The following is a 20,219-nucleotide window of genomic DNA, read 5'->3' on the forward strand; positions in this document are numbered from 1 at the left end:
CCTAGCTAGAACGGGATGTCGTCGTCGGTGCCGCCGCCGGAGCCCACCACGGCGAACGGGTCGGCGGACTGGGTGATCGAGCGCAGCGTCTCCGATGGTGCCCGGCCCGCCTCGGAGACCCGGGTGGCCCAGGCCGGGAACGGGAACTCCAGGCAGAGCGGCACCGGGATGTCCGGCTGGTTGACGAACATGGTCCCCGGCTTGGCCAGCAACGCCCGCTGGCGCTGCGCGGGCGGCAGGAAGCCGTACTCCGGGCGGGACGCCTCCGCCGGGTCGAGCCGGCCGACCACCCGGATCGCCGAGTTGGTGACGATCCGCCGCTCCACCTCACTCGCCGTCTGCTGCGCGCCGATCAGGATCACCCCGAGCGAGCGGCCCCGCTCGGCGATGTCCAGCAGGACCTCCTTGATCGGCGAGGAGCCCTCCCGGGGGGCGTACTTGTTGAGCTCGTCGAGGACGACGAAGAGCAGCGGCTTGGCGGTGCCGGACTTCTCCTTGCGCTCGAACTCGCTCTTGAGCGTCACACCGACCACGAACCGCTGCGCGCGGTCGGGAAGGTTGTGCAGGTCGACCACAGTGACCTGGGCCGACTCGCTCGTGTTGATCGAGTGGGGGCGGCGGGTGGCGAGGTCGCCGCGGATCAGCCGGGCCAGGTCCTTCTTACTGCCGATCAACCGCCGGGCGAACGCGTTGACGGTGCCCAGCCCGACCGCGCTACCCGCCCAGTCGGAGCGGGTCTCGTCGTCGTTGAGCTGATCGACGATGTGGTCGACCAGATCGCCGTAGGAGCCGAGCCGGACCCCGTCGATGCTCACCCCGCCGTCGGCGGGCTGGGCGTAGCGGGCCAGGTGCGCGGCCACCGAATGGACCACCATCGTGTACTGCTGGCGCTCGTCGTCGGCGTCGGCGAACACGTACGGCAGCAGGCGGTCGGAGCAGAACTCGGCGAGGGTCCAGTAGAACGAGTCGACCCCGGTGAGCCGGCTGCTCACATCCGGCGTGCCGGCCGCGTCACCGGCCCGGGGCGGGGCGTACACCCGCACGTCGGGGAACGCGCCGGCGCTCAACCCGAGCTTCGCGTACGCCGCGCGGGTCGGCTCGTCGAGGCGGGTGTTGGGGTGGTCGAGGAAGAGCAGGTCCTCACCCTTGACGTTGAAGATCAGCGCCTTGGCGTTCACCGCGTCGCCACCCAGCACGCCCGAGCGGAAGACCGAGTAGAGCAGGAAGGTGGCGAAGCTGGTCTTGGTGGCCACCCCGGAGATGCCGGAGATGGAGACGTGCGCGCCCCGGCTGCCGTCGAGGAAGTCGGCGTTGAGGTAGACCGGGACCCCGTCGCGACCCATGCCCATCGGGATGCGCCGCTCCATCCGGTCGAAGTGCAGTGCGCGGGCCCGGGCGTCCCCCTCGGCCCGGTGCACCACGGCGCCCGGGGTCGGCGGCACGTACAGCTCCGGATCGACCCGGGTGGTGGTGACCTCGGCCGCCTCCTGCACCTGCGCGGGCAGCGTGCCGTCGGCGATGGCGAACACGTCGGACTCGAACTGGGCGCCCTCGTGCCGAGCGCGGACCTGGGTGACCACCCCGGCGATCGTCACCGGCTCCCGGTCCGGCAGCTCCCGTCGGGTGACCACCACGTCGTCGAGCTGGAGGTAGCTGCCGGGCGCGACTGCCGTCCAGAACTGCAACGGGGTGGCATCGGCGGTGCCCAGCACCCGCCCGACGACTTCGCCCGGGCTGTCGAGCTCGGCGTCGGTCATCGGGTCGCTCGGGTCGCTCGGGCATCACTGTCGGCGCGCATGCAGTGCATCCTGCCCGAGGAGTACGACAGGTCGCCACGCGACGCGGCGGACGACACCATGCGCCGTCACACTCATGACGCTCGGTGCTCGACCGAGCGCACCAGGTGGGCGGGAGTCGTGTACGTGTACCCGCGCGAGGTCCGGACTCAACTCGCGGGGCGCCGGTCGCGTTACCTAGGCATGGAGCACGCATGAATGACGACTTCGGCGCTTTCGTCGCGACGAGCGGCCCGCGACTGCTCCGCTTCGCCGTACTGATCACCGGGCAGCGGGCGGACGCCGAGGACCTGCTGCAGGAGGTGCTGGAGCAGGCGTACCCGCGCTGGCACGTGGTCCGGCAACGGCAGCCGGAGGCTTACCTGCGTCGCGCGATGACCAACCGGCTGGTCAGCCGGTGGCGCTCGCCGTGGAACCGACGTCGGGTCGCCGGTCTTCCGGACGCGACGCCGCAGCAGGATGAGATGACCCGTGTCGACGACCGGGAGCTGCTGCTGGAGGCACTGCGGGAGCTTCCACCGCGGATGCGGGCGGTGGTGGTGGTCCGGTACTGGCTTGGTTTCTCCGAGGCGGAGGCAGCCGCCGAACTGGACTGTTCGGTGGGCTCGGTGAAGAGCCAGGCTTCCCGTGGTCTGCACCGTCTGCGGGCCCGACTGGAAGCCGCCGGTGTCACTCCACTCGATCTCGACCTCGCGGAGGAGAACCATGCGTGACCACGAGGTGGCCGGCCTGCTCGACCATGCTGTCGCAACTGTGGAACTGCCGCCCGACTTCGCCCGCCGGGTCATCACCGGTGGCCGGGCGCGGCGTCGCCGACGTCTGCTGCTGTCGGGCGGCACGGCCGCGGTGGCGGTCGCCGTGGGGGTGCTGCTGGGTTCGCAGCTGGGGCCGGTCGGTCGCGGTGACGGCGAGGCCGGCGGCATCGTGCCGAGCGCGGTTGTCGACGTCCCGGCCGGGATCGTCGATCCTGACGGTCGACCCGTGACGCAGGCGCAGGTGGTCGCCGTCGGCCGTGCCGGGACGGAGACGCTCGTGCTTGTCGGACGGGAGCCACACGGCGCGGAGCGGGCCGCCGGGGGTCGGGCGGCGGAGGTCTGGACCGCCCCGGACGGGGGAGATCCGCGGCGGCTGAGCGACTACCTCTCGTACGACCTGGCCTGCGTCGACGGTGACGCGGCCTGTGCGGCGGTCCGAGCCACCGGCAGCGGGCTGGGTGTGGCCGTGGCGCGGCGCTCCGGTGGTCGGCTCTACGTGTTGGTCCAGGCGCCGCCGGGTCGTACCGTCGAGGTCGTCGCCGCAGGCGTGTCACACCCGGTCGGCCCGGCGCCGCGCGGCGCGGTGGCGGAGGTGGTCGCCGCCGAGCCGTACGACGAGGTGCAGGTCTGGGCGAGCACTGCGGACGGCCAGCGCTACCGGATCCCGTGGGCTCCGGGGGCGGTGCTCACGGACTGATCTCATCCGCGCCTCGATGCGCGCCAACCGACCTACTGGCGGGCGTGGCGGAGCAGGAGGACGCCGTCCTCGGCGGCGAGCACGTGCCGCAACGGCAGATGCCGGGGCGGCGCGGTGTCGCCGGCGGTGATCCGGCCGGGGCCGGGCCCGGCCAGCAGCGGCGAGACGGTCAGGCACAGCTCGTCCACCAGGTCGGCGGCGGTCAGCGCGCCGAACAGGTGCGGGCCGCCCTCGCAGAGCAGTTGGGTCAGCCCGCGTCCGTGCAGCTCGGCGAGGCCGGCGGCCAGGTCGACCCGCCCGGTGCCGCAGCGCAGCACGTCGGCGACGTCGGTGAGCCCGGGCGGTGGATCGGTGTCGGCGTGGGTGAGCACGATCGGGCGGGTCGGCGCGTCGGCGAAGGCGGCCTGCGCCGGGTCGAGGTCGAGGGAGCCGGAGACGACCACCAGTGTCGGGTACTCGGCGAGCCCGTTGGCCCGACGCCAGGCGCGGCGGGTCTCGTTCAGACGGACCGCCCGGTACCCCTCGTGGCGGAACGTGCCGGCGGCCACCACCAGGGCGTCGCAGGTCATCCGCAGCAGGCCGAACACCCGTTTGTCAGGCTCGCCGGAGAGCCCCGCGGAGTAGCCGTCCACGCTGACCGCGCCGTCCAGGCTGGTCACGAAGTTCACCCGAAGCCGGGGTTGGTCGGCGCGGCCGTAGAGGGCGGTCAGTTCGGTGTCGTCGAGGGGCTGCGTCGACGGCTCGGGCCAGAGCCGTCGGATCGGAATTCCGACGGTCATTCGCCGGCCGGACCGGTGACCGGAGGGGTGGGTTCGGCGGTACGGTGCTGGCAGTCGCACCAGTTCCGGCCCGGGCAGTCGTCGTGTCGCCGGGCCCGGCACGCTCGGCAGATCATGCTCGCAGCCTAAGCCGCGGGAGGACAGGACAGCATGTCGCGTCAGATCTTCCAGCTGAAGATGTCCCTCGGCGGGACCCGGCCGCCGGTGTGGCGCCGTGTGCTCGTGCCGGCCGGCTACACGCTGGACCGGCTGCACCGGGTGGTGCAGCACGCGATGGGTTGGCGGGACTGCCACCTGCACTCGTTCGAGATCGACGCGGTGCAGTACGGCGAGCCGGACCCGGACGGGGAGTTGGCGTCGCACGACGAGCTGGACGTGCGGCTCGACGCGGTGCTCGGCAAGGGCAGCCGGTTCTCCTACACGTACGACTTCGGTGACTGGTGGGAGCACGACCTGGTCGTGGAGGACGCGTTGACAGCCGACCCCGACGAGCGGTACCCGGTCTGCCTGGCCGGCGAGCGGGCCTGCCCGCCGGAGGGTGTCGGCGGGCCGTTGGGCTACCAGGCGCTCCTGGAAGCCCTGGACGACCAGAGTCCCCCTGCCGACCTCGTCAGCTCCCGCCACGCGGTGCTGCGCGACTGGGCGGGTCCGGCCTTCGACCCGTCCGGCTTCGACCCGGAACGGGCGACCACCCTCCTGCGCCGCTTCTGCTGAACCGCTCCAGCTTCTGCTGAGACCCGCTTTGGGTGGTGCCGCTGGGGTGGCTGTTGCGGGAGTGATCAGCGGTAACGATCTGGGAACGCTCCCATCGCCCTATTGACACTCCCGTTACCCGCCGGCAATCTCATGGGAGCGCTCCCGGAGGTGGCATGGGTCACTCACGCATCCCCGGCCTGGCGCGATGAGACACCCCCCACCACACACATCAGCCTCACCACCGGAAAGAGGGGTCAGCGCATGAGTGTCACCACGCGGCGTACCCGCCTGGCGGTCGCTGCCCTGGCTGCGGTCACCGCAATCAGCGGTCTCGCGGCCTGCGGCAAGGACGACGACAAGCCGGCGGCCGGCGAGAAGCCGGCCAAGCTGGTCGTCGACACGTTCGGCGAGATGGGCTACGACGAGCTCGTCAAGCAGTACGAGAAGGACACCGGCATCAAGGTCGAGCTGCGCAAGACCGCACAGCTCGGTGAGTACCGGCCGAAGCTGGTCCGCTACCTGGCCACCGGCAAGGGCGCGGCGGACGTCACCGCGCTGGAAGAGGGCATCCTCAACGAGTTCAAGCCCAACGCGCGCAACTGGGCCGACCTCAGCCCGCTGGTCCCCGACCACTCGAAGGAATACCTGCCCTGGAAGTGGGAGCTGGGCAAGGCGCCGGACGGTCGGCTGATCGGCCTGCCGACCGACGTCGGCAGCCTCGCCGTCTGCTACCGCAAGGACCTGTTCCAGGCTGCCGGTCTGCCCGCCGAGCGCGACCAGGTGTCGGCGCTCTGGCCGGACTGGAAGGGCTTCCACGACGCCGGCCTGAAGTACAAGCAGGGCAGCGGCGGCAAGGCGTTCATCGACTCGATCACCGCCGTCTCCAACGGCGTGCTCTTCCAGGGCAACGGTGACCTGTTCTACGACAAGGAAGACAACGTCATCGCGGACACCAGCCCCGCGGTGAAGAACGCCTGGGACACCGCCACCTCGATGGCGGACATCTCCGCCAAGGCGTCCACCTGGTCGCCGGAGTGGTCGGGTGGCTTCAAGCAGGGCACCTTCGCGGCTACCTTCTGCCCGTCCTGGATGCTCGGCATCGTGTCGGACAACTCCGGTCCGGCCAACAAGGGCAAGTGGGACGTCGCGTCCGTGCCTGGTGGCGGCGGTAACTGGGGCGGCTCGTGGCTCGCCGTTCCGGCGCAGAGCAAGTACCCGAAGGAGGCGGCGAAGCTCGCCGAGTACCTGACCAACGCCAAGAGCCAGGTGGAGGCCTTCAAGCTCAAGGGCCCGCTGCCCACCAACCTGGAGGCGCTGAAGAACGAGGCGTTCCTCAGCTACACCAACGAGTACTTCAGCAACGCGCCGACCGGCAAGATCTTCGGGGAGAGCGTCGCCAAGATCCAGCCGATCCACCTGGGCCCGAAGCACCAGGCGGTGAAGGAGAACGCGCTCGAGCCGGCCCTGCGGGCGTTCGAGAACGGGCAGGCCGACAAGGCCAAGGCCTGGGAGCAGTTCACGAAGGACGCAAAGACTCAGGGTGCCTTCTGAGTGATTCCCTGCCGGTGGCGTTCGGGGCTTCCCGGACGCCACCGGCCGGTCCCCTCCGCGTAGCGCCCTGCGCGAGGGCCCCCGGGCCTCGCCGGAAAAGGAAATTCGCATGAGCCTGTCGGCCACGACGGCACGGCCGTCGCCAGCAGCACCGCCTTCTCCCGACGTCTCTCGCCGACGTCGACGGGGAAGGTTACTCAACCGCCTCGATGTCAAGTACTCGCCGTACCTCTACATCGCCCCGTTCTTCGTGCTCTTCGGTGTATTCGGGCTGTACCCGATGCTGCGCACCGCCTGGATGTCGCTGCACGACTGGGACATGATCGGCGAGCACACGTTCATCGGCTTCGACAACTACACCCGGCTGGTGTCCGACGAGTACTTCTGGAACGCGCTGGTCAACACGTTCGGCATCTTCGCCCTGTCGACCATCCCCCAGTTGTTGCTCGCCCTCTTCCTGGCGAACCTGCTCAACCGGTCCCTACTGCGCGCCAAGACGTTCTTCCGGATGGCCATCTTCATGCCGAACGTGGTGTCGGTGGCCGCTGTCGCGATCGTCTTCGGAATGTTGTTCCAGCGGGAGTTCGGCCTGTTCAACTGGCTGCTCAGCTTCGTCGGTGTCGACCCTGTCGACTGGGACGGGCACCGGTGGAGTTCCTGGACGGCCATCTCCTCCATGGTCAACTGGCGGTGGACCGGGTACAACACCCTGATCCTGCTCGCCGGCATGCAGGCGATCCCGAAGGACCTCTACGAGGCTGCGGAGATCGACGGCGCCGGTCCGTGGCGGCAGTTCTGGCAGATCACCCTGCCCATGCTCAAGCCCACCTTCATCTTCGTGGTCATCCTGTCCACGATCGGCGGCATGCAGCTCTTCACCGAGCCCCTGCTGTTCGGCAACGGCAACATCATCGGCGGCAACCAGCGGGAGTTCCAGACGCTGGCCATGTACATGTACGAGATGGGCATCGTGAACCTGAACACCGCCGGCTACGGAGCTGCGGTCGCCTGGGCGATCTTCATGATCATCATCGTGGTGTCGCTGTTCAACTTCCTACTCGTCCGCCGCTCGGCGAAGTGAGGAGAGATCGATGATCTCGGCTTCCCAGCGCCTGTGGCGCACCAGCCCGTTGACCTACCTGGCGCTCGTCCTGGCGGCGCTGCTGTCGATCTACCCGTTCTACTACATGCTGGTGATCGGCACCCGCAGCCTGGACAACATCAACGACGTGCCGCCGCCGCTGACCCCCGGTGGCGCGTTCGGTGACAACTTCGGGCGGGTGCTCGACAACGACGCCGCCAACTTCCTCACCGGCATGATGAACTCGATCATCGTCTCCTCGGTGGTCACCGTCTCGGTGGTGCTCACCGGTTCGCTGGCCGGGTTCGCCTTCGCCAAGCTGAAGTTCCGCGGCAGCAACGCCCTCCTGCTGGCGATCATCGTCACGATGATGATCCCGACCCAGATGGGGCTCATCCCGCTCTGGGGCATGATGCAGGACCTGGGGTGGTACGACACCCTCTACGCGGTCACCGTGCCGTTCCTCGTCACCGCCTTCGGCGTGTTCATGATGCGGCAGTACGCCAGCCAGGCGATCTCCGACGAGCTGATCGAGGCCGGCCGCGTCGACGGCGCGAGCACGTTCCGGATCTACTGGAGCATCGTGCTGCCCGCGCTGCGCCCGGCCGCCGGCGTCCTCGGTCTGCTGACCTTCATGGAGACCTGGAACTCGTTCCTCTGGCCGTACGCCATCCTCACCCCGGAGAACCCGACCCTCCAGGTCTCGCTCTCCTTCCTCTCGTACGCCTACTACACCGACTACTCCCAGGTGTTCGCCGCCACGGCGATCGGCACCATCCCCCTGGTAATCGTCTTTCTCGTGTTTGGCCGCCAGATCATCGGCGGGATCATGGAAGGTGCCGTCAAGTCGTGAGCAACCCCGCCAGCCCACCCGCCGTCGACGTCCTCGACGAGCGTCCCGGGCTGACCTTTCCACCCGGATTCCTCTGGGGGGCCGCGACGGCGGCGTACCAGATCGAGGGAGCGGCGGCCGTGGACGGCCGTGCCCCGTCGATCTGGGACACCTTCAGCCACACCGAGGGTCGTGTCGTCGCCGGGCACACCGGGGACGTGGCGTGCGACCACTACCACCGCCTCGGCGACGACGTCGCGCTGATGGCCGAGCTGGGCCTGAAGTCGTACCGCTTCTCGGTCTCCTGGTCCCGGGTGCAGCCCACCGGTACCGGTGCGGCCAACCCTGCCGGCCTGGACTTCTACCGGCGACTGGTGGACGAGCTGTTGGCCAACGGCATCGAGCCGTGGCTCACCCTCTACCACTGGGACCTGCCGCAGCCGTTGGAAGACGCCGGCGGCTGGCCGGCGCGGGACACCGCGGCCCGCTTCGCCGACTACACCACACTGATGGCCGACGCGCTCGGTGACCGGGTGCGCTACTGGACCACCCTGAACGAGCCGTGGTGCTCAGCGTTCCTCGGCTACGGCTCCGGCGTGCACGCCCCCGGCCGCACCAACGGAGCGGACGCGGTGCGTGCCGGACACCACCTGATGCTCGGTCACGGCCTGGCCGTGCAGGCAATGCGGGCCGCCCGGCCGGCCGCCGAGGTGGGCGTGACAGTCAACCTCTACCCGGTCGACCCGGCCACTGACAGTCCCGCCGACGCCGACGCCGCCCGGCGTATCGACGGCTTGGCCAACCGGTTCTTCCTGGATCCGCTGTTGCGCGGGTCGTACCCGGAGGACCTGGTGGCCGACCTCAGCACTGTGACCGACTTCGAGCACGTGCGCGACGGCGACCTGGCGACCATCTCCACGCCACTGGACCTGGTCGGGGTCAACTACTACAGCAGGCACGTGGTCGCCGCGCCGGTCCAGGGCGAGGCGGCCGACCCGGCCCCCTCGTGCTGGCCGGGCAGCGAGGACGTCCGGTTCGTCACCCGTGGCGTTCCGGTCACCGACATGGGCTGGGAGATCGACGCCCCGGGTCTCACCGAGACGCTGCGCCGGGTGCACGGTTACACCGACCTGCCCCTGTACGTCACCGAAAACGGCTCCGCGTTCGTCGACTCGGTGGTCGACGGGCAGGTCGACGACGTCGATCGGCTGGCCTACTTCGACGCCCACCTGCGCGCCGCCCACGAGGCGATCGACGCCGGAGTGCCTCTGCGGGGATACTTTGCCTGGTCGCTGATGGATAATTTCGAATGGGCCTGGGGTTACACCAAGCGGTTCGGCATGATCCACGTCGACTATGACAGCCAGGTTCGCACCCCCAAGTCCAGCGCCAAGTGGTACGCCTCGGTGATCCGGCGCAACGGTCTGGCCGCACAATAGGCTCGGGCCAGCCATCAGGACGGCCCCGGCGTCCACCTCTCGCAGGTGGCGCCGGGTCCGCCCGCCGTCGGAGGAGCAGACGATGACAACGCAGCGCACCCGGTCGCTCGGGCGCCCGACCCTCGATGCGGTCGCGGCGCGTGCCGGCGTCGGTCGGGGCACGGTCTCCCGCGTGGTCAACGGCTCGCCCCAGGTCAGCCCGGAGGCCCGGGCCGCGGTCCAACAGGCCATCGCCGAGCTGGGGTACGTGCCGAACCGGGCCGCCCGTGCGCTCGTCACCCAGCGGACCGACTCCGTCGCGCTGGTGGTGTCCGAATCCGGCGAGCGGGTCTTCACCGAGCCGTTCTTCGCCGCGATCGTGCGGGGGATCAGCTCCGGGCTGCTGGAGACGCCGATGCAGCTCTGGCTGGCCATGGCCCAGTCTCCGGTGGAACGGGAGCGGGTCGAGCACCACCTCACCAACCAGCACGTCGACGGCGTACTGCTGTTGTCGTTGCACGACTCCGACCCGCTGCCGACGCTGCTGGAGGAGCGCGGCCTGCCCGCCGTGCTCGGCGGTCGGCCCGCCCGGATGCTGCAACCCGGCGCCCAACCGGCCTGGTTTGTCGACGTGGACAACGTTGGCGGGGCCCGGCAGGCGGTGGAGTACCTGGCGCGCCAGGGGCGGCGACGCATCGCCACCATCGCCGGAACGCAGGACATGGGCGTCGGCCTGGCCCGGTTGACCGGCTACACCGAGGCGGTCAAGGCCACCGGGGCCGGCGTCAACCCCGACCTGATCGCGTACGGCGACTTCAGTGAGGGCAGCGGCGCGGCCGCCATGCGTCGCCTGCTGGACGCCTGCCCGGACCTCGACGCGGTCTTCGTCGCCTCCGACCTCATGGCGTTCGGTGCGCTGCGTACCCTGCGCGAGGCCGGTCGCCGCGTGCCGCAGGACGTCGCAGTGATCGGCTTCGACGACGCGACGATCGCCCTACGGGCGGAGCCGCCGTTGACCACTGTCTTCCAGCCGGTGGAGGAGATGGGCCGGCAGATGGCCCGCCTGCTGGTGGCCCGGATCCGTGGCGAGGAGCTACCCGCCTCCCACATCCTGCTGGACACCCAACTGGTCCACCGAGCCTCCGCCTGACCCACACCCACCCCGCGTCACCTCGCGTCCGCGTCACCTCGCGTCCGCGCCCGCGTCACCTCGCGCCCGCGTCACCTCGCGCCCGCGTCACCTCGCGCCCGCGCCCGCGCATAGCGCAAGATCGCGCTCGATCCTGGATGTAGTGGTCATCGTGCCTGAGGAGGCCACTACATCCAGGAAGTTGCGCGATCTTGTGCGGCCTGCGGCCTGCGGCCTGCGGCCTGGGGCGTGCGGCGTGCGGCGTGCGGCGTGCGGCGTGCGGCGTGCGGCGTGCGGCATGGGGCGTGCGGCATGGGGGCGTGCGGCGTGCGGCGTGTGGCTGCGGCGTGCGGCGTGCGGGGTGGGCGCGGCGTGTGGGGTGGGCGCGGGCGGCGGGGAAGTGCGGCGGCCAGGCGGGGTTACTGGGCCCAGCGGCGGAGTTCGCGCTTGGCCAGGGAGTTGCGGTGCACCTCGTCGGGACCGTCGGCCAGGCGCAGGGTGCGGGTTTGTGCCCAGAGGGCGGCCAGTGGGGTGTCCTGGCTGACACCGGCGCCGCCGTAGGCCTGGATGGCCTTGTCGATCACCCACTCCGCCATCGCCGGCGTGCCGATCTTGATGGCCTGGATCTCGGTGTGCGCGCCCTTGTTGCCGACGGTGTCCATCAGCCAGGCCGTCTTGAGTACCAGCAGCCGGGCCTGCTCGATGCGGACCCGGGACTCGGCGATCCACTCCCGGACGACGCCCTGCTCGGCCAGCGGTCGGCCGAACGCGATCCGCCCGAGCGCCCGCTTGCAGAGCAGCTCCAATGCCCGCTCGGCCATTCCGATCAATCGCATGCAGTGGTGGATCCGGCCCGGCCCCAGCCGGGCCTGGGCGATGGCGAAGCCGGTGCCCTCGGCGCCGATCAGATTCTCCGCGGGCACCCGGACGTCTGTGAAGTCGATCTCGGCGTGCCCGCCGTGCGAACCGTCGGTGTAGCCGAAGACGGTCATGCCCCGGCGCACGTTCACCCCGGGGGTGTCCCGGGGGACCAGCACCATGTTCTGCTGGCGGTGCCGGTCGGCGGTGGGGTCGGTCTTGCCCATCACGATGAAGATCTCGCAGCGAGGATCCATGGCCCCGGACGACCACCACTTCCGTCCGTTGATCACGTACTCGTCGCCGTCGCGGGTGATCCGGGTGGCGATGTTCGTGGCGTCGGAGGACGCGACATCCGGCTCGGTCATGCAGAACGCCGAGCGGATCTCACCCTCCAGCAGCGGCATCAGCCAGCGCTTCTGCTGCGCCTCCGAACCGAACTCGGCCAGCAGCTCCATGTTGCCGGTGTCCGGTGCCGCGCAGTTGACCGCCTCCGGAGCGAGGTGCGGGCTGCGCCCGGTCAGCTCGGCCAGGGGGGCGTACTGGAGGTTGGTCAGGCCGGCGCCGTAACGCGGGTCGGGCAGGAAGAGGTTCCACAGGCCGCGCTTGCGGGCTTCCGCCTTCAGCTCGGCCAACACCGGGGTACGCGACCACGGGTCCCCGGTGGCCACCTGCTCGGCGTGCACGGCCTCGGCCGGATAGACGTGCTCGGTCAGGAACCGGGTCAGCTCGGCGCGCAGCTCCTCGGTCCGGCTGTCGTATGAGAAGTCCATCACCGCTCCCTGGCGGCGGTCAGCCCGTGCGCGACCAGCGGTGCCACCATCTCGCCGATCCGGTCGAAGCCCTCGCCGAGCGTCTGCCCGAGCGTGTGGCGGTAGTGGATGCCCTCGCAGATGACAGCGAGCTTGAAACAGCCCAGAGCCACGTGCCAGTGCAGCGGCCCGACGTCGGCATCGCTGCGGCCGGCGTACCTGTCGATCAGCTCGCTGCCGGTGGGGAAGCCGGCGCGCGGGCCGAGCCCGTCGGCGACGGGGTTGCCGGCGGCGGTGTCGCTGCCGCCGAGCACGTCCCAGTAGGTGAGCAGCAGCCCCAGGTCGGCGAGGGGGTCGCCGAGGGTGGCCATCTCCCAGTCGAGCACCGCGTGCACGGCGACCGGGTCGGCCGAGGCGAGGAGGTTGTCCAGCCGGTAGTCGCCGTGCACGATCCGGCCGGCGTTTGCGCCCTCCGGGGCGGTCGCGGCGAGCAGGTCACGCAGTTCGTCGATGCCGGGCAGTGGGCGGCTGCGGGAGCGGTCGAGCTGCCCGGCCCAGCGGCGGACCTGCCGGGCGAGGTAGCCCTCGGGACGGCCGAAGTCAGCCAACCCGACGCTGGACGGGTCGACGCTGTGCAACGCGGCGAGCGTGTCCATCATCGCCATGGCCAGGGCCCGGCGGCGCTCGTCGCCCAGCGGGTCGGTCTGCGCGCGGGTGCGGAACACCTCGCCGGGCATCCGCTCCATCAGGTAGAAGGGCGCGCCGATCACCTCGGGGTCGGTGCAGAGCAGCAGCGCGCCCGGGACCGGCACCTCGGTCGGCGCCAGCGCCGAGATGACCCGGAACTCGCGCGCCATGTCGTGAGCGGTCGCCAGCACGTGCCCCAGCGGGGGACGGCGCAGCACCACCTCGCGGTCGCCGAGGCGCAGCAGGTAGGTGAGGTTGGACTTGCCGCCCGCTATCAGCTGGGCACGCAGCGGCCCGACGGCCAGCTCGGGTCGGTGCGTTGCCAGATGGTGGGCGAGTCGGTCCAGGTCCAGCCCTGCTGGGGAGGTCGGGACGGCCGCCGGCCGTGACGCATCGACGGCCGGATCACTCATCCGACTAGTTGATGGCAGCCCGTTCACGTTGTCAAGGTCAGATTCGTCGGATGCGTCGTCGGGAGGGCTTCGGTCGCTCGGACGTGGCGCCGCCGCCGGTTGAGCCGGCATGACGGACAATCTCCGCCTTTCCGACAACTGCCTGGATATCGTCTTGAGGGCGGATCGCGGCGGCGGTCTTCGGAGCGACGGGGGTCAATCGTGGTGAAGGCGAGCAAGGGTACGACAACGGTCGGCGAGCTGTTGCTCAGCCGGCTCCACGACCTCGGAGTGCGCCATGTCTTCGGGTTGCCGGGGGACTACAACATGGATTTCCTCGATCAGATCGAGGCGTTCGACGGGATCGAGTGGGTCGGTAGCTGCAACGAGCTCAACGCCGGCTACAGCGCCGACGGGTACGCCCGCCTCGCGGGTGTGGCCGCGATCCTCACCACGTTCGGTCCCGGCGAGCTGTCGGCGGTCAACGCGCTGGCCGGGGCCATGGCGGAGTCGGTACCCATCGTCTCGATCGTCGGCGGTCCGACCGAAGAGATCATGCGGCAGCACACCTCCATGCACCACTCGCTCGCCGACGGCGACTTCGACCACTGGATACGGGTGGCGCGCGAGGTGACAGTCGCCCAGACCTCGCTGACCGCGCAGAACGCTGCGGGGGAGGTCGATCGGGTGCTCACCGAGTGCTGGTCGCAGCAGCGCCCGGTCTACATCCGGATTCCCGGCGACGTGGCCCACGCCGAGGTCGCCGGCCCGGGGAAACGGTTCACCAGGCCCGAGCCGGTGGTGGCGCCCGGGCAGCTCGACGCCTTCGCCGCGGCCGCCCGGCGACTGCTCGCCGGTGCCGAGCGGCCGGCCATGCTGGTGGGAAACCTGCCGATCCGCTTCAACCTCGGCGCGGCCGTCACCGCCATGGTCGCCGACCGAAACTGGCCGGTCGCCGCGCAGTCGCTGGGACGGGGACTGCTCGACGAGTCCGACCCCCACTACGTGGGCATCTACAACGGCGGCGACAGCCCCGATGAGGTTGCGGAGGTGGTGGAGGGCGCGGACGCCCTGGTCTGCGTGGGCACCACGTTCTTCGACTGGGACGGCCTGTTCACCGCCGACCTGAAGGTGGACCGGGTGATCAGTCTGCACCGGGACGCCGCCGTCGTCGCCGGCACCCGCTTCGCCCCGATCGCGTTGCCGGCGGCGCTGCGGTGCCTGCACGAGATCGCCCCGAACCGTACGACGGAATGGTCACGCGCGCCGCTGCTGGCGGGCGACCCGCCCGTACTCGACCCGTCGAACAACGAACCGATCCGGCAGGCACGGCTCTGGCCGGCGATCCAGAGCATGCTGCGTGAGGGGGACATCTTCGTCCCGGAAACCGGCACCCCGTCCTTCGGCGCGGCGACGATGCGGCTGCCCGCCGGGGTCACCGTTGTGGAACCGCCCATCTGGGGCTCGATCGGCTACGCCACACCGGCCGCCTTCGGCGCCGCGGTGGCGGCACCGGATCGACGGACGGTGCTGATCACCGGCGACGGATCACTGCAACTGACAGTGCAGGAGATCAGCCGGATGCTCGCCACGAACCAACGCCCGATCATCGTCGTCGTCAACAACGGCGGCTACACCGTCGAACGGGCAGTCGACGGACGGCACCAGCCGTACAACGACATCGACAACTGGCGGTACACGGAACTCCCCGCAGTGTTCGCGCGGGACAGGACCTTCACCGCCCACGTCGCCCGGACCGAAGGCGAGCTGGCCGCCATCCTGGCCGGCATCGACGGACCACCGCCCCAGCTGACCCTCATCGAGGTGGAGACCGACCGGCTGGACCTGCCCGCCGGAATGCCCCAGTGGGGTCGGGAGACGTCCGCGGCGGACTACCACGCACAGCTGGCCTCCACACCGGTCCTGCCCCTGGGCGGGCTGCCCTGAGCGTCGGCGTCCGCTTCCTCACCTGCCGAAACCGCTCGGTCACCGACCGGTAAGTTTCCGCTCGGGACATGCCCCTGCAACAGGGACGAAATGGTCAACGACCAGGCTGGGGTCAGCCTGCCGGCCGCTCCTTCGCCGGCCCGCCGAGCGGAGGGACAGACATGTTGCTGCGAGTTCGGGTCACCCTGCCGGACCGTCCGGGCACCCTGGGTCAGGTTGCCCGTACCTTGGGCGTCTCCGGGGCGGACATCGTCCAGGTGGTGGTCCTCGAACGGCTCGGCGGGCGCGCGGTGGACGACTTCACTGTCGTCTGGCCGGGCGCGGCGCGGGTGGAGCGGCTGCTGGCCGGCCTCGCGGCGATACCGGGGGTGCGGGTGGACGGTGTGTGGCGGGCGATCGGCGCGCCCACCACCACAGGCCAGGACGCGGAGCTGTTGGCCCAGGTCGCGGCCAACCCGGCGGACGGGTTGGCCACCCTTGTCGACGCGGTGCCGGGGCTGCTGGCCGCCGATTGGGCCGTGGGCGCCGTGGTGCCTGTCGACTGGGCCTCGCGGAGCGGGGGCGGCGGGGCGACGGTGGGGCACGCGAGCTGGCGTGCTCCCGTACCCCCGCGGTTGCCGGAGGTGACCCCGCTGCGCGGGCGGTCGATGACCACGCCCGACGGCACCCACCACGCGATCGCGCCGTTCGGCCGGGCGGGCCTGGTGCTGGTGGTGGCCCGCGAGCGTAGCGAGACCCTCTCCGCCGCGGCGTTCCACAGCACCGAGGTGGATCGGCTCACCCAGCTCGTCCGGGCCTGCGCGGTGATCCTCGGCGACCGACTGGACCTGGTCGGCGCACCACCGGTCAGCGCCAACCCCTGAGGCGCCACCCGTCGACCGGGCAGCCCGCGGAGGCCGGATTTGTTGATCTAGTCTCCTCGGGATGAACAAGTCCACTGATGAATATCGCGCGGAGACCGCCGCGGGCGGCCGGGCCCGGTCCGGTGCGCCGCAGGGCTACGAGGGGGACGCCAAGCTGCCGCACCCGCCGGCTGCCGCGCCGGTGCCCGGGCGGCGGCCGGGGATCCAGATGGCACCCACCTACGCGGACTTCGGCACCGAGCCGCCCCGCCTCGGCAACGTCGAGATCACCGGCGTGCACCGGTCCTCGGCGGCGGACGACCACCTTTCGATTAACGCCGGCGGGTCGGTCGAGTTCGAGTTCGACGTACCCGACCCGGCCGTGGTCCGGGAGGCATGCGTCACCCTGATGGCGCTCGCGTCGATGCTGGCCGGGGGTCCCGGGTACGCCCCGCTCACCGTTGTCCTCAACGGCCGGCCGCTGGCCGACGAGTTCCGCATCCCGAACGGTGGTGGGCTTCCGCAACGGCTGGTCTTCGCGGTCCCGGCCGTGGAATTGGTCGCCGGCCGGAACACGATGCGGATCGCGAGCGGTGTCGACGCCCGGAGCATGCTGTGGCTCTACCGGGTCACTGTCGACCCGATGTACGCGCATGACCAGGCGGGCCTGGCCCTCGTCCGGCAGGCGATCGCGGAGCCGGTGCTGCGGTACACGAGTGCCGTCGGCGAGGTCACCATCTTCGTCGATCGGGGCGAGCAGTCCGTCCTCGACCAGGTGGCGTGGGCCGACACGTCCGGTGCCGAGTACGCGATCACGTTCGAGAAGCAACAGCAGGCCTTCTACGGCTGGCGGCGGCAGCCGGGTGGAGAGCCGACGGAGTTCCGCGGCCGGCTGACCGAGCGCGGCACCGTCGCCAAGGAGGCGCGGCGCTTCCACACCCAGGAGGGCTGGGCCGGCGGCTGGCACCGCTCGGGTGACCTGCTCCTCGCCGTGGGGGTACGCGACCACCCGCTCAGCAGGCTGGCCTGGCGGGACCTGCGCGGCAACAACGGCACGATCGCCTTGGGCGGCGGTGGGTTCCTGGGCACCTACCAGCGGGTCGGCGAGGGCCCCATCGGCTACCGCGGCCGTTTCGCGTAGCGGCGGATCCGGTGACCCGCCCGGCGGGGTCACGCTCCCGAGCGCAACCCGTCACCGCCGGGCAATCGGGCGGCAACAGCGGGGGACGAGGGTGGTACCCGGGGAAGGGAGCCAACCATGACGTTGTGGCGGATCCGAGCGACGGTGGACGACCGGCCGGGTTACCTGTCGGTGCTCACCGCGAGTCTCGCGCTGCGCGGGGTCAACATCCTCACCGTGCAGGTGCAGCCCACCGAGCAGGGCGCGGTGGACGATTTCCTGGTCGACGCGCCGGACGCGCTCGACGAGGCCGAGCTGATCGCCGCGGTCGAGCGTGGTCGGGGCCGGGACTGCTGGGTGGCGCGCAGCGAGGCGCGTGGTCTGGCCGACCAGCCCACCCGGGTGCTCGGGCTGGCCAACCGGCTGGTGCGTGACCCGGACGCGACGGGTGAGGCGTTGCGGACCCTGCTCGCCGCCGACGTCGTGAGCTGGCGACCCGCGTCGGTCGGCGGCGAACGAGGGATCACCGGGGCCGGCATGCTGTTGGCCGACCCGGCGGGCGGTTCGTTCGCGCTGCGCCGGGCCGCACCCGACTTCACCCCGGCGGAGTACGCGCGGGCGCAGGCCCTGGTCGAGCTGGCCGCCACCGTGGCGCGCCGGGCCGCCGAACAGGTCACAATGGTGCTGCCCGACGGCGCGGAGGTGGCCGTCCGGCCGGCCAGCGCCCACGATCTGCCCGGCGTGCTGGAGCTGCACGAGGCGTGCTCACCGCGTAGCCGGCAGCGGCGTTACCTGGGCGGGGCAGCGCTGCCGCAGCCGGCCCGCCTGCGTCGACTGCTGGAGCCGAGCCGAGGGCTGACGCTGATCGCTGGCACCACCGGCTCCGACGGTACGGCCGAGTCGGTGGTCGCCATGGCGAACCTGCTCGGCGAGGGCGACGAGGCCGAGGTGGCGCTGCTGGTGCGGGACGACTGGCAGCGGCGTGGGCTCGGCTCGGCGTTGCTGCGCCGGGTGGTCCAGCACGCCGACCGGTCCGGGTACGCGGCGCTGGTGCTGCACGTGCAGGCCACCAACGACCCGATGCTGCGTACGCTGCACCGGCTGGGTCGGCCCGCCGTGACGGAGCGCGACGGTGGGCTGCTCACTCTCACCGTCCCGCTCGCCGTCGCCTCCTCGGCGGAGCGCACTGGCGCGTTCGCCTAGGGCCCTGGTTGCGGTGCTCAGGTGGTGGGGTGGCTGGTGTAGTCGGGGAAGTTGCCGTAGAGCCGGCTGTCTCCGCCGACGGTGACGGCCTGCACCAGCAGGTCGCCGCCGACGAACGCGCCCTTCCAGGAGGCGCCCCGGCCGCCGAACGGTTCGTCCCGGTCACCGCGTGAGCGCGGTTTGTTGATGCCCACCTTGAACGCCTGAAGGTCGACGGCGAGCTTGCCGGCCTCGTCGGTGTCGTCGCAGGCCAGCGAGGCCACCAGCGCGCCGTTGGAGGCGTTCATGGCGGCCAGCAGCTCGTCGGTGGTGTCCACCACGACGATCGTGTCGACGGGACCGAACGGCTCGGCGTGCATCAGTCGGGACCGTCCGGGCGGGGCGAGCAGCACCGACGGCGCCACGTACGCCGAGGTGTCCTGCCCGGAGAGGAACGGCGCGCCGGTGAGCTTGCCGCGGTGCAGCGGGATCGCGCCGCCGCGGACCGCCTCGTCGACGGTGCGGCGTAGCTCGTCGGCCTTGGCGGCGCTGATCAGCGGCCCGAAGTCCAGCTCGGGCAGCGGGTCACCGGCGGCCCAGTCGTCGCCGACGGCGAGCGGGTGACCGAAGCGGACCGAGCGGACGACCGGCAGGTACATGTCGAGGAACTCGTCGACCAGGTCTCGCTGCACCACGAAGCGGGGGTACGCGGTGCAGCGTTGCTTGCCGTACTCGAAACCCTTCCTGAGGTGAGTGGCGAGCAGGTCCCACTGGGTGAAGTTCCAGATGCCCCAGGCGTTGAGACCCTCCTGTTCGATGAAGTGCCGCTTGTCGCTGTCGAGCAGCGCGGCGGCCACCTTGCCGCCGTTGGACCGGCCGCCGACGAAAGCCACAGCGCCGATCTCGGGTGCCCGGACCAGCACCTCGGACAGTTCCCCGCCGCTGCCGGAGACGAGCGTGGCGGGCAGCCCGGCCCGGCGCATCAGCGCGTGCGCGACGGTCAGGCACACCGCGCCGCCCTGGGACGGGGTCTTGGCGATGACCGCGTTGCCGGCCAGGAGCTGGACCAGTTCGGCGTGCACCAGCACGCTCATCGGGTAGTTCCAGGACGCGATGTTGCTGACCGGGCCGGGCAGCGGTTCGCGGCCGTCCGCGAGCATCCGGTCGATCTCGTCGGCGTACCAGCGGACGCCGTCGAGCGCCCGGTCCACGTCGGCGCAGGCCAGCCGCCACGGCTTGCCGATCTCCCAGACCAGCAGCAGGGCGAGCAGGTCGCGGTGGGCGGTGAGCGAGTCCAGGGCTTCGGCGACCCGGGCCTTGCGGTCGGCCAGCGGGGTCCGGGCCCAGGCCCGGTGCGCGGCGGCGGCGTGGGTCACCGCGGCACGTGCGGTGGTCGCGTCGACCCGGGGCAGGTTGATGAGGACTGTGTTGTCCACCGGGGTGCGGACCGGGGCGGGTTGGCCGACCGCGCGCCATTCGCCCTCGATCAGGTTGTGCAGTGTGGTGACGCCGTCGACCTCGGCGCCGAACGCCTCCGGGGCGGCGGCCACCGCGCGGGCCAGGATGTCGGTCCAGGTGGTGCCGTCGGCGAGTCGTAGTGCCATCGCTTCTCCTCAGGGTTGACCAGGGAGCGGCGGCGTCGACGGCACCGCTGGTGAGCGGTACTGTCTCGCGCTTGGTAGTGGGTCAGCAACAGTACGTTTGT

General features: G+C 71.1%; 17 protein-coding genes. 12 read left to right on the forward strand and 5 right to left on the reverse strand.

Annotation, left to right across the window (positions count from 1 at the left end; translation table 11 throughout):
- Nucleotides 1-5: 5 nt before the first annotated feature.
- The gene (locus tag MED01_RS30475; protein WP_238671905.1) at nucleotides 6-1,757 is read right to left on the reverse strand and encodes an ATP-binding protein; all 1,752 of its coding nucleotides are present in this window, start codon (nucleotides 1,755-1,757) and stop codon (nucleotides 6-8) included.
- Nucleotides 1,758-1,990: 233 nt separating this feature from the next.
- Here MED01_RS30475 and MED01_RS30480 point away from each other — a divergent pair, with 233 nt between their 5' ends.
- Complete coding sequence (locus MED01_RS30480) at nucleotides 1,991-2,509, forward strand: SigE family RNA polymerase sigma factor (RefSeq protein WP_238671906.1); 519 nt, start codon at nucleotides 1,991-1,993, stop codon at nucleotides 2,507-2,509.
- Nucleotides 2,502-3,248 carry a hypothetical protein gene (locus MED01_RS30485; protein ID WP_238671907.1) on the forward strand — a complete coding sequence of 249 codons (747 nt, stop codon included), beginning with the start codon at nucleotides 2,502-2,504 and terminating at the stop codon, nucleotides 3,246-3,248. The genes MED01_RS30480 and MED01_RS30485 overlap by 8 nt, the downstream gene beginning before the upstream one ends.
- Before the next feature lie 32 nt (nucleotides 3,249-3,280).
- Here MED01_RS30485 and MED01_RS30490 read toward each other — a convergent pair whose 3' ends face one another.
- Nucleotides 3,281-4,027 carry a pyrimidine reductase family protein gene (locus MED01_RS30490; protein WP_238671908.1) on the reverse strand — a complete coding sequence of 249 codons (747 nt, stop codon included), beginning with the start codon at nucleotides 4,025-4,027 and terminating at the stop codon, nucleotides 3,281-3,283.
- A 150-nt stretch (nucleotides 4,028-4,177) separates the two neighbouring features.
- On the opposite strand from MED01_RS30490, the gene MED01_RS30495 reads away from it, so the two are divergent.
- The 6 genes from MED01_RS30495 to MED01_RS30520 all read left to right on the forward strand — a co-directional run bounded on the left by MED01_RS30495 (nucleotide 4,178) and on the right by MED01_RS30520 (nucleotide 10,755).
- Nucleotides 4,178-4,741 (forward strand): plasmid pRiA4b ORF-3 family protein, encoded by a 564-nt coding sequence (locus MED01_RS30495; protein ID WP_238671909.1) that lies wholly within the window; start codon nucleotides 4,178-4,180, stop codon nucleotides 4,739-4,741.
- A 243-nt stretch (nucleotides 4,742-4,984) separates the two neighbouring features.
- Entirely contained in the window at nucleotides 4,985-6,274 is a 1,290-nt protein-coding gene (locus tag MED01_RS30500; protein WP_238671910.1) for an ABC transporter substrate-binding protein, read from the forward strand.
- A gap of 109 nt (nucleotides 6,275-6,383) precedes the next feature.
- Nucleotides 6,384-7,355: a carbohydrate ABC transporter permease gene (locus MED01_RS30505; RefSeq protein WP_238671911.1), complete on the forward strand. Its 972-nt coding sequence runs from the start codon at nucleotides 6,384-6,386 to the stop codon at nucleotides 7,353-7,355.
- Between the two features lie 10 nt (nucleotides 7,356-7,365).
- Nucleotides 7,366-8,208, forward strand: a complete 843-nt coding sequence (locus MED01_RS30510) for a carbohydrate ABC transporter permease (RefSeq protein WP_124853396.1) — start codon at nucleotides 7,366-7,368, stop codon at nucleotides 8,206-8,208.
- On the forward strand, nucleotides 8,205-9,626 hold the full coding sequence (locus tag MED01_RS30515; protein WP_238671912.1) for a GH1 family beta-glucosidase: 1,422 nt from the start codon (nucleotides 8,205-8,207) through the stop codon (nucleotides 9,624-9,626). The genes MED01_RS30510 and MED01_RS30515 overlap by 4 nt, the downstream gene beginning before the upstream one ends.
- A gap of 82 nt (nucleotides 9,627-9,708) precedes the next feature.
- The gene (locus MED01_RS30520) at nucleotides 9,709-10,755 is read left to right on the forward strand and encodes a LacI family DNA-binding transcriptional regulator (protein ID WP_238671913.1); all 1,047 of its coding nucleotides are present in this window, start codon (nucleotides 9,709-9,711) and stop codon (nucleotides 10,753-10,755) included.
- Nucleotides 10,756-11,153: 398 nt separating this feature from the next.
- On the opposite strand, the gene MED01_RS30525 is transcribed toward MED01_RS30520, so the two are convergent.
- The gene (locus tag MED01_RS30525) at nucleotides 11,154-12,365 is read right to left on the reverse strand and encodes an acyl-CoA dehydrogenase family protein (protein WP_238671914.1); all 1,212 of its coding nucleotides are present in this window, start codon (nucleotides 12,363-12,365) and stop codon (nucleotides 11,154-11,156) included.
- Nucleotides 12,365-13,444 carry a phosphotransferase family protein gene (locus MED01_RS30530; RefSeq protein ID WP_238671915.1) on the reverse strand — a complete coding sequence of 360 codons (1,080 nt, stop codon included), beginning with the start codon at nucleotides 13,442-13,444 and terminating at the stop codon, nucleotides 12,365-12,367. Before MED01_RS30530 ends, MED01_RS30525 begins: the two co-directional genes overlap by 1 nt.
- 201 nt (nucleotides 13,445-13,645) lie before the next feature.
- Here MED01_RS30530 and MED01_RS30535 point away from each other — a divergent pair, with 201 nt between their 5' ends.
- From MED01_RS30535 to MED01_RS30550, 4 genes are all read left to right on the forward strand, one after another.
- Nucleotides 13,646-15,370 (forward strand): alpha-keto acid decarboxylase family protein, encoded by a 1,725-nt coding sequence (locus MED01_RS30535; RefSeq protein WP_372493755.1) that lies wholly within the window; start codon nucleotides 13,646-13,648, stop codon nucleotides 15,368-15,370.
- Nucleotides 15,371-15,531: 161 nt separating this feature from the next.
- On the forward strand, nucleotides 15,532-16,233 hold the full coding sequence (locus tag MED01_RS30540) for an ACT domain-containing protein (RefSeq protein WP_238671917.1): 702 nt from the start codon (nucleotides 15,532-15,534) through the stop codon (nucleotides 16,231-16,233).
- 61 nt (nucleotides 16,234-16,294) lie between these two features.
- Nucleotides 16,295-17,353, forward strand: a complete 1,059-nt coding sequence (locus MED01_RS30545) for a hypothetical protein (protein WP_238671918.1) — start codon at nucleotides 16,295-16,297, stop codon at nucleotides 17,351-17,353.
- A 117-nt stretch (nucleotides 17,354-17,470) separates the two neighbouring features.
- Entirely contained in the window at nucleotides 17,471-18,535 is a 1,065-nt protein-coding gene (locus MED01_RS30550; RefSeq protein ID WP_238671919.1) for a GNAT family N-acetyltransferase, read from the forward strand.
- Nucleotides 18,536-18,552: 17 nt separating this feature from the next.
- On the opposite strand, the gene MED01_RS30555 is transcribed toward MED01_RS30550, so the two are convergent.
- Complete coding sequence (locus MED01_RS30555) at nucleotides 18,553-20,118, reverse strand: aldehyde dehydrogenase family protein (RefSeq protein ID WP_238671920.1); 1,566 nt, start codon at nucleotides 20,116-20,118, stop codon at nucleotides 18,553-18,555.
- Nucleotides 20,119-20,219: the final 101 nt, after the last annotated feature.

This window comes from Micromonospora alfalfae, from assembly GCF_022230925.1.
Lineage (GTDB): Bacteria > Actinomycetota > Actinomycetes > Mycobacteriales > Micromonosporaceae > Micromonospora > Micromonospora alfalfae.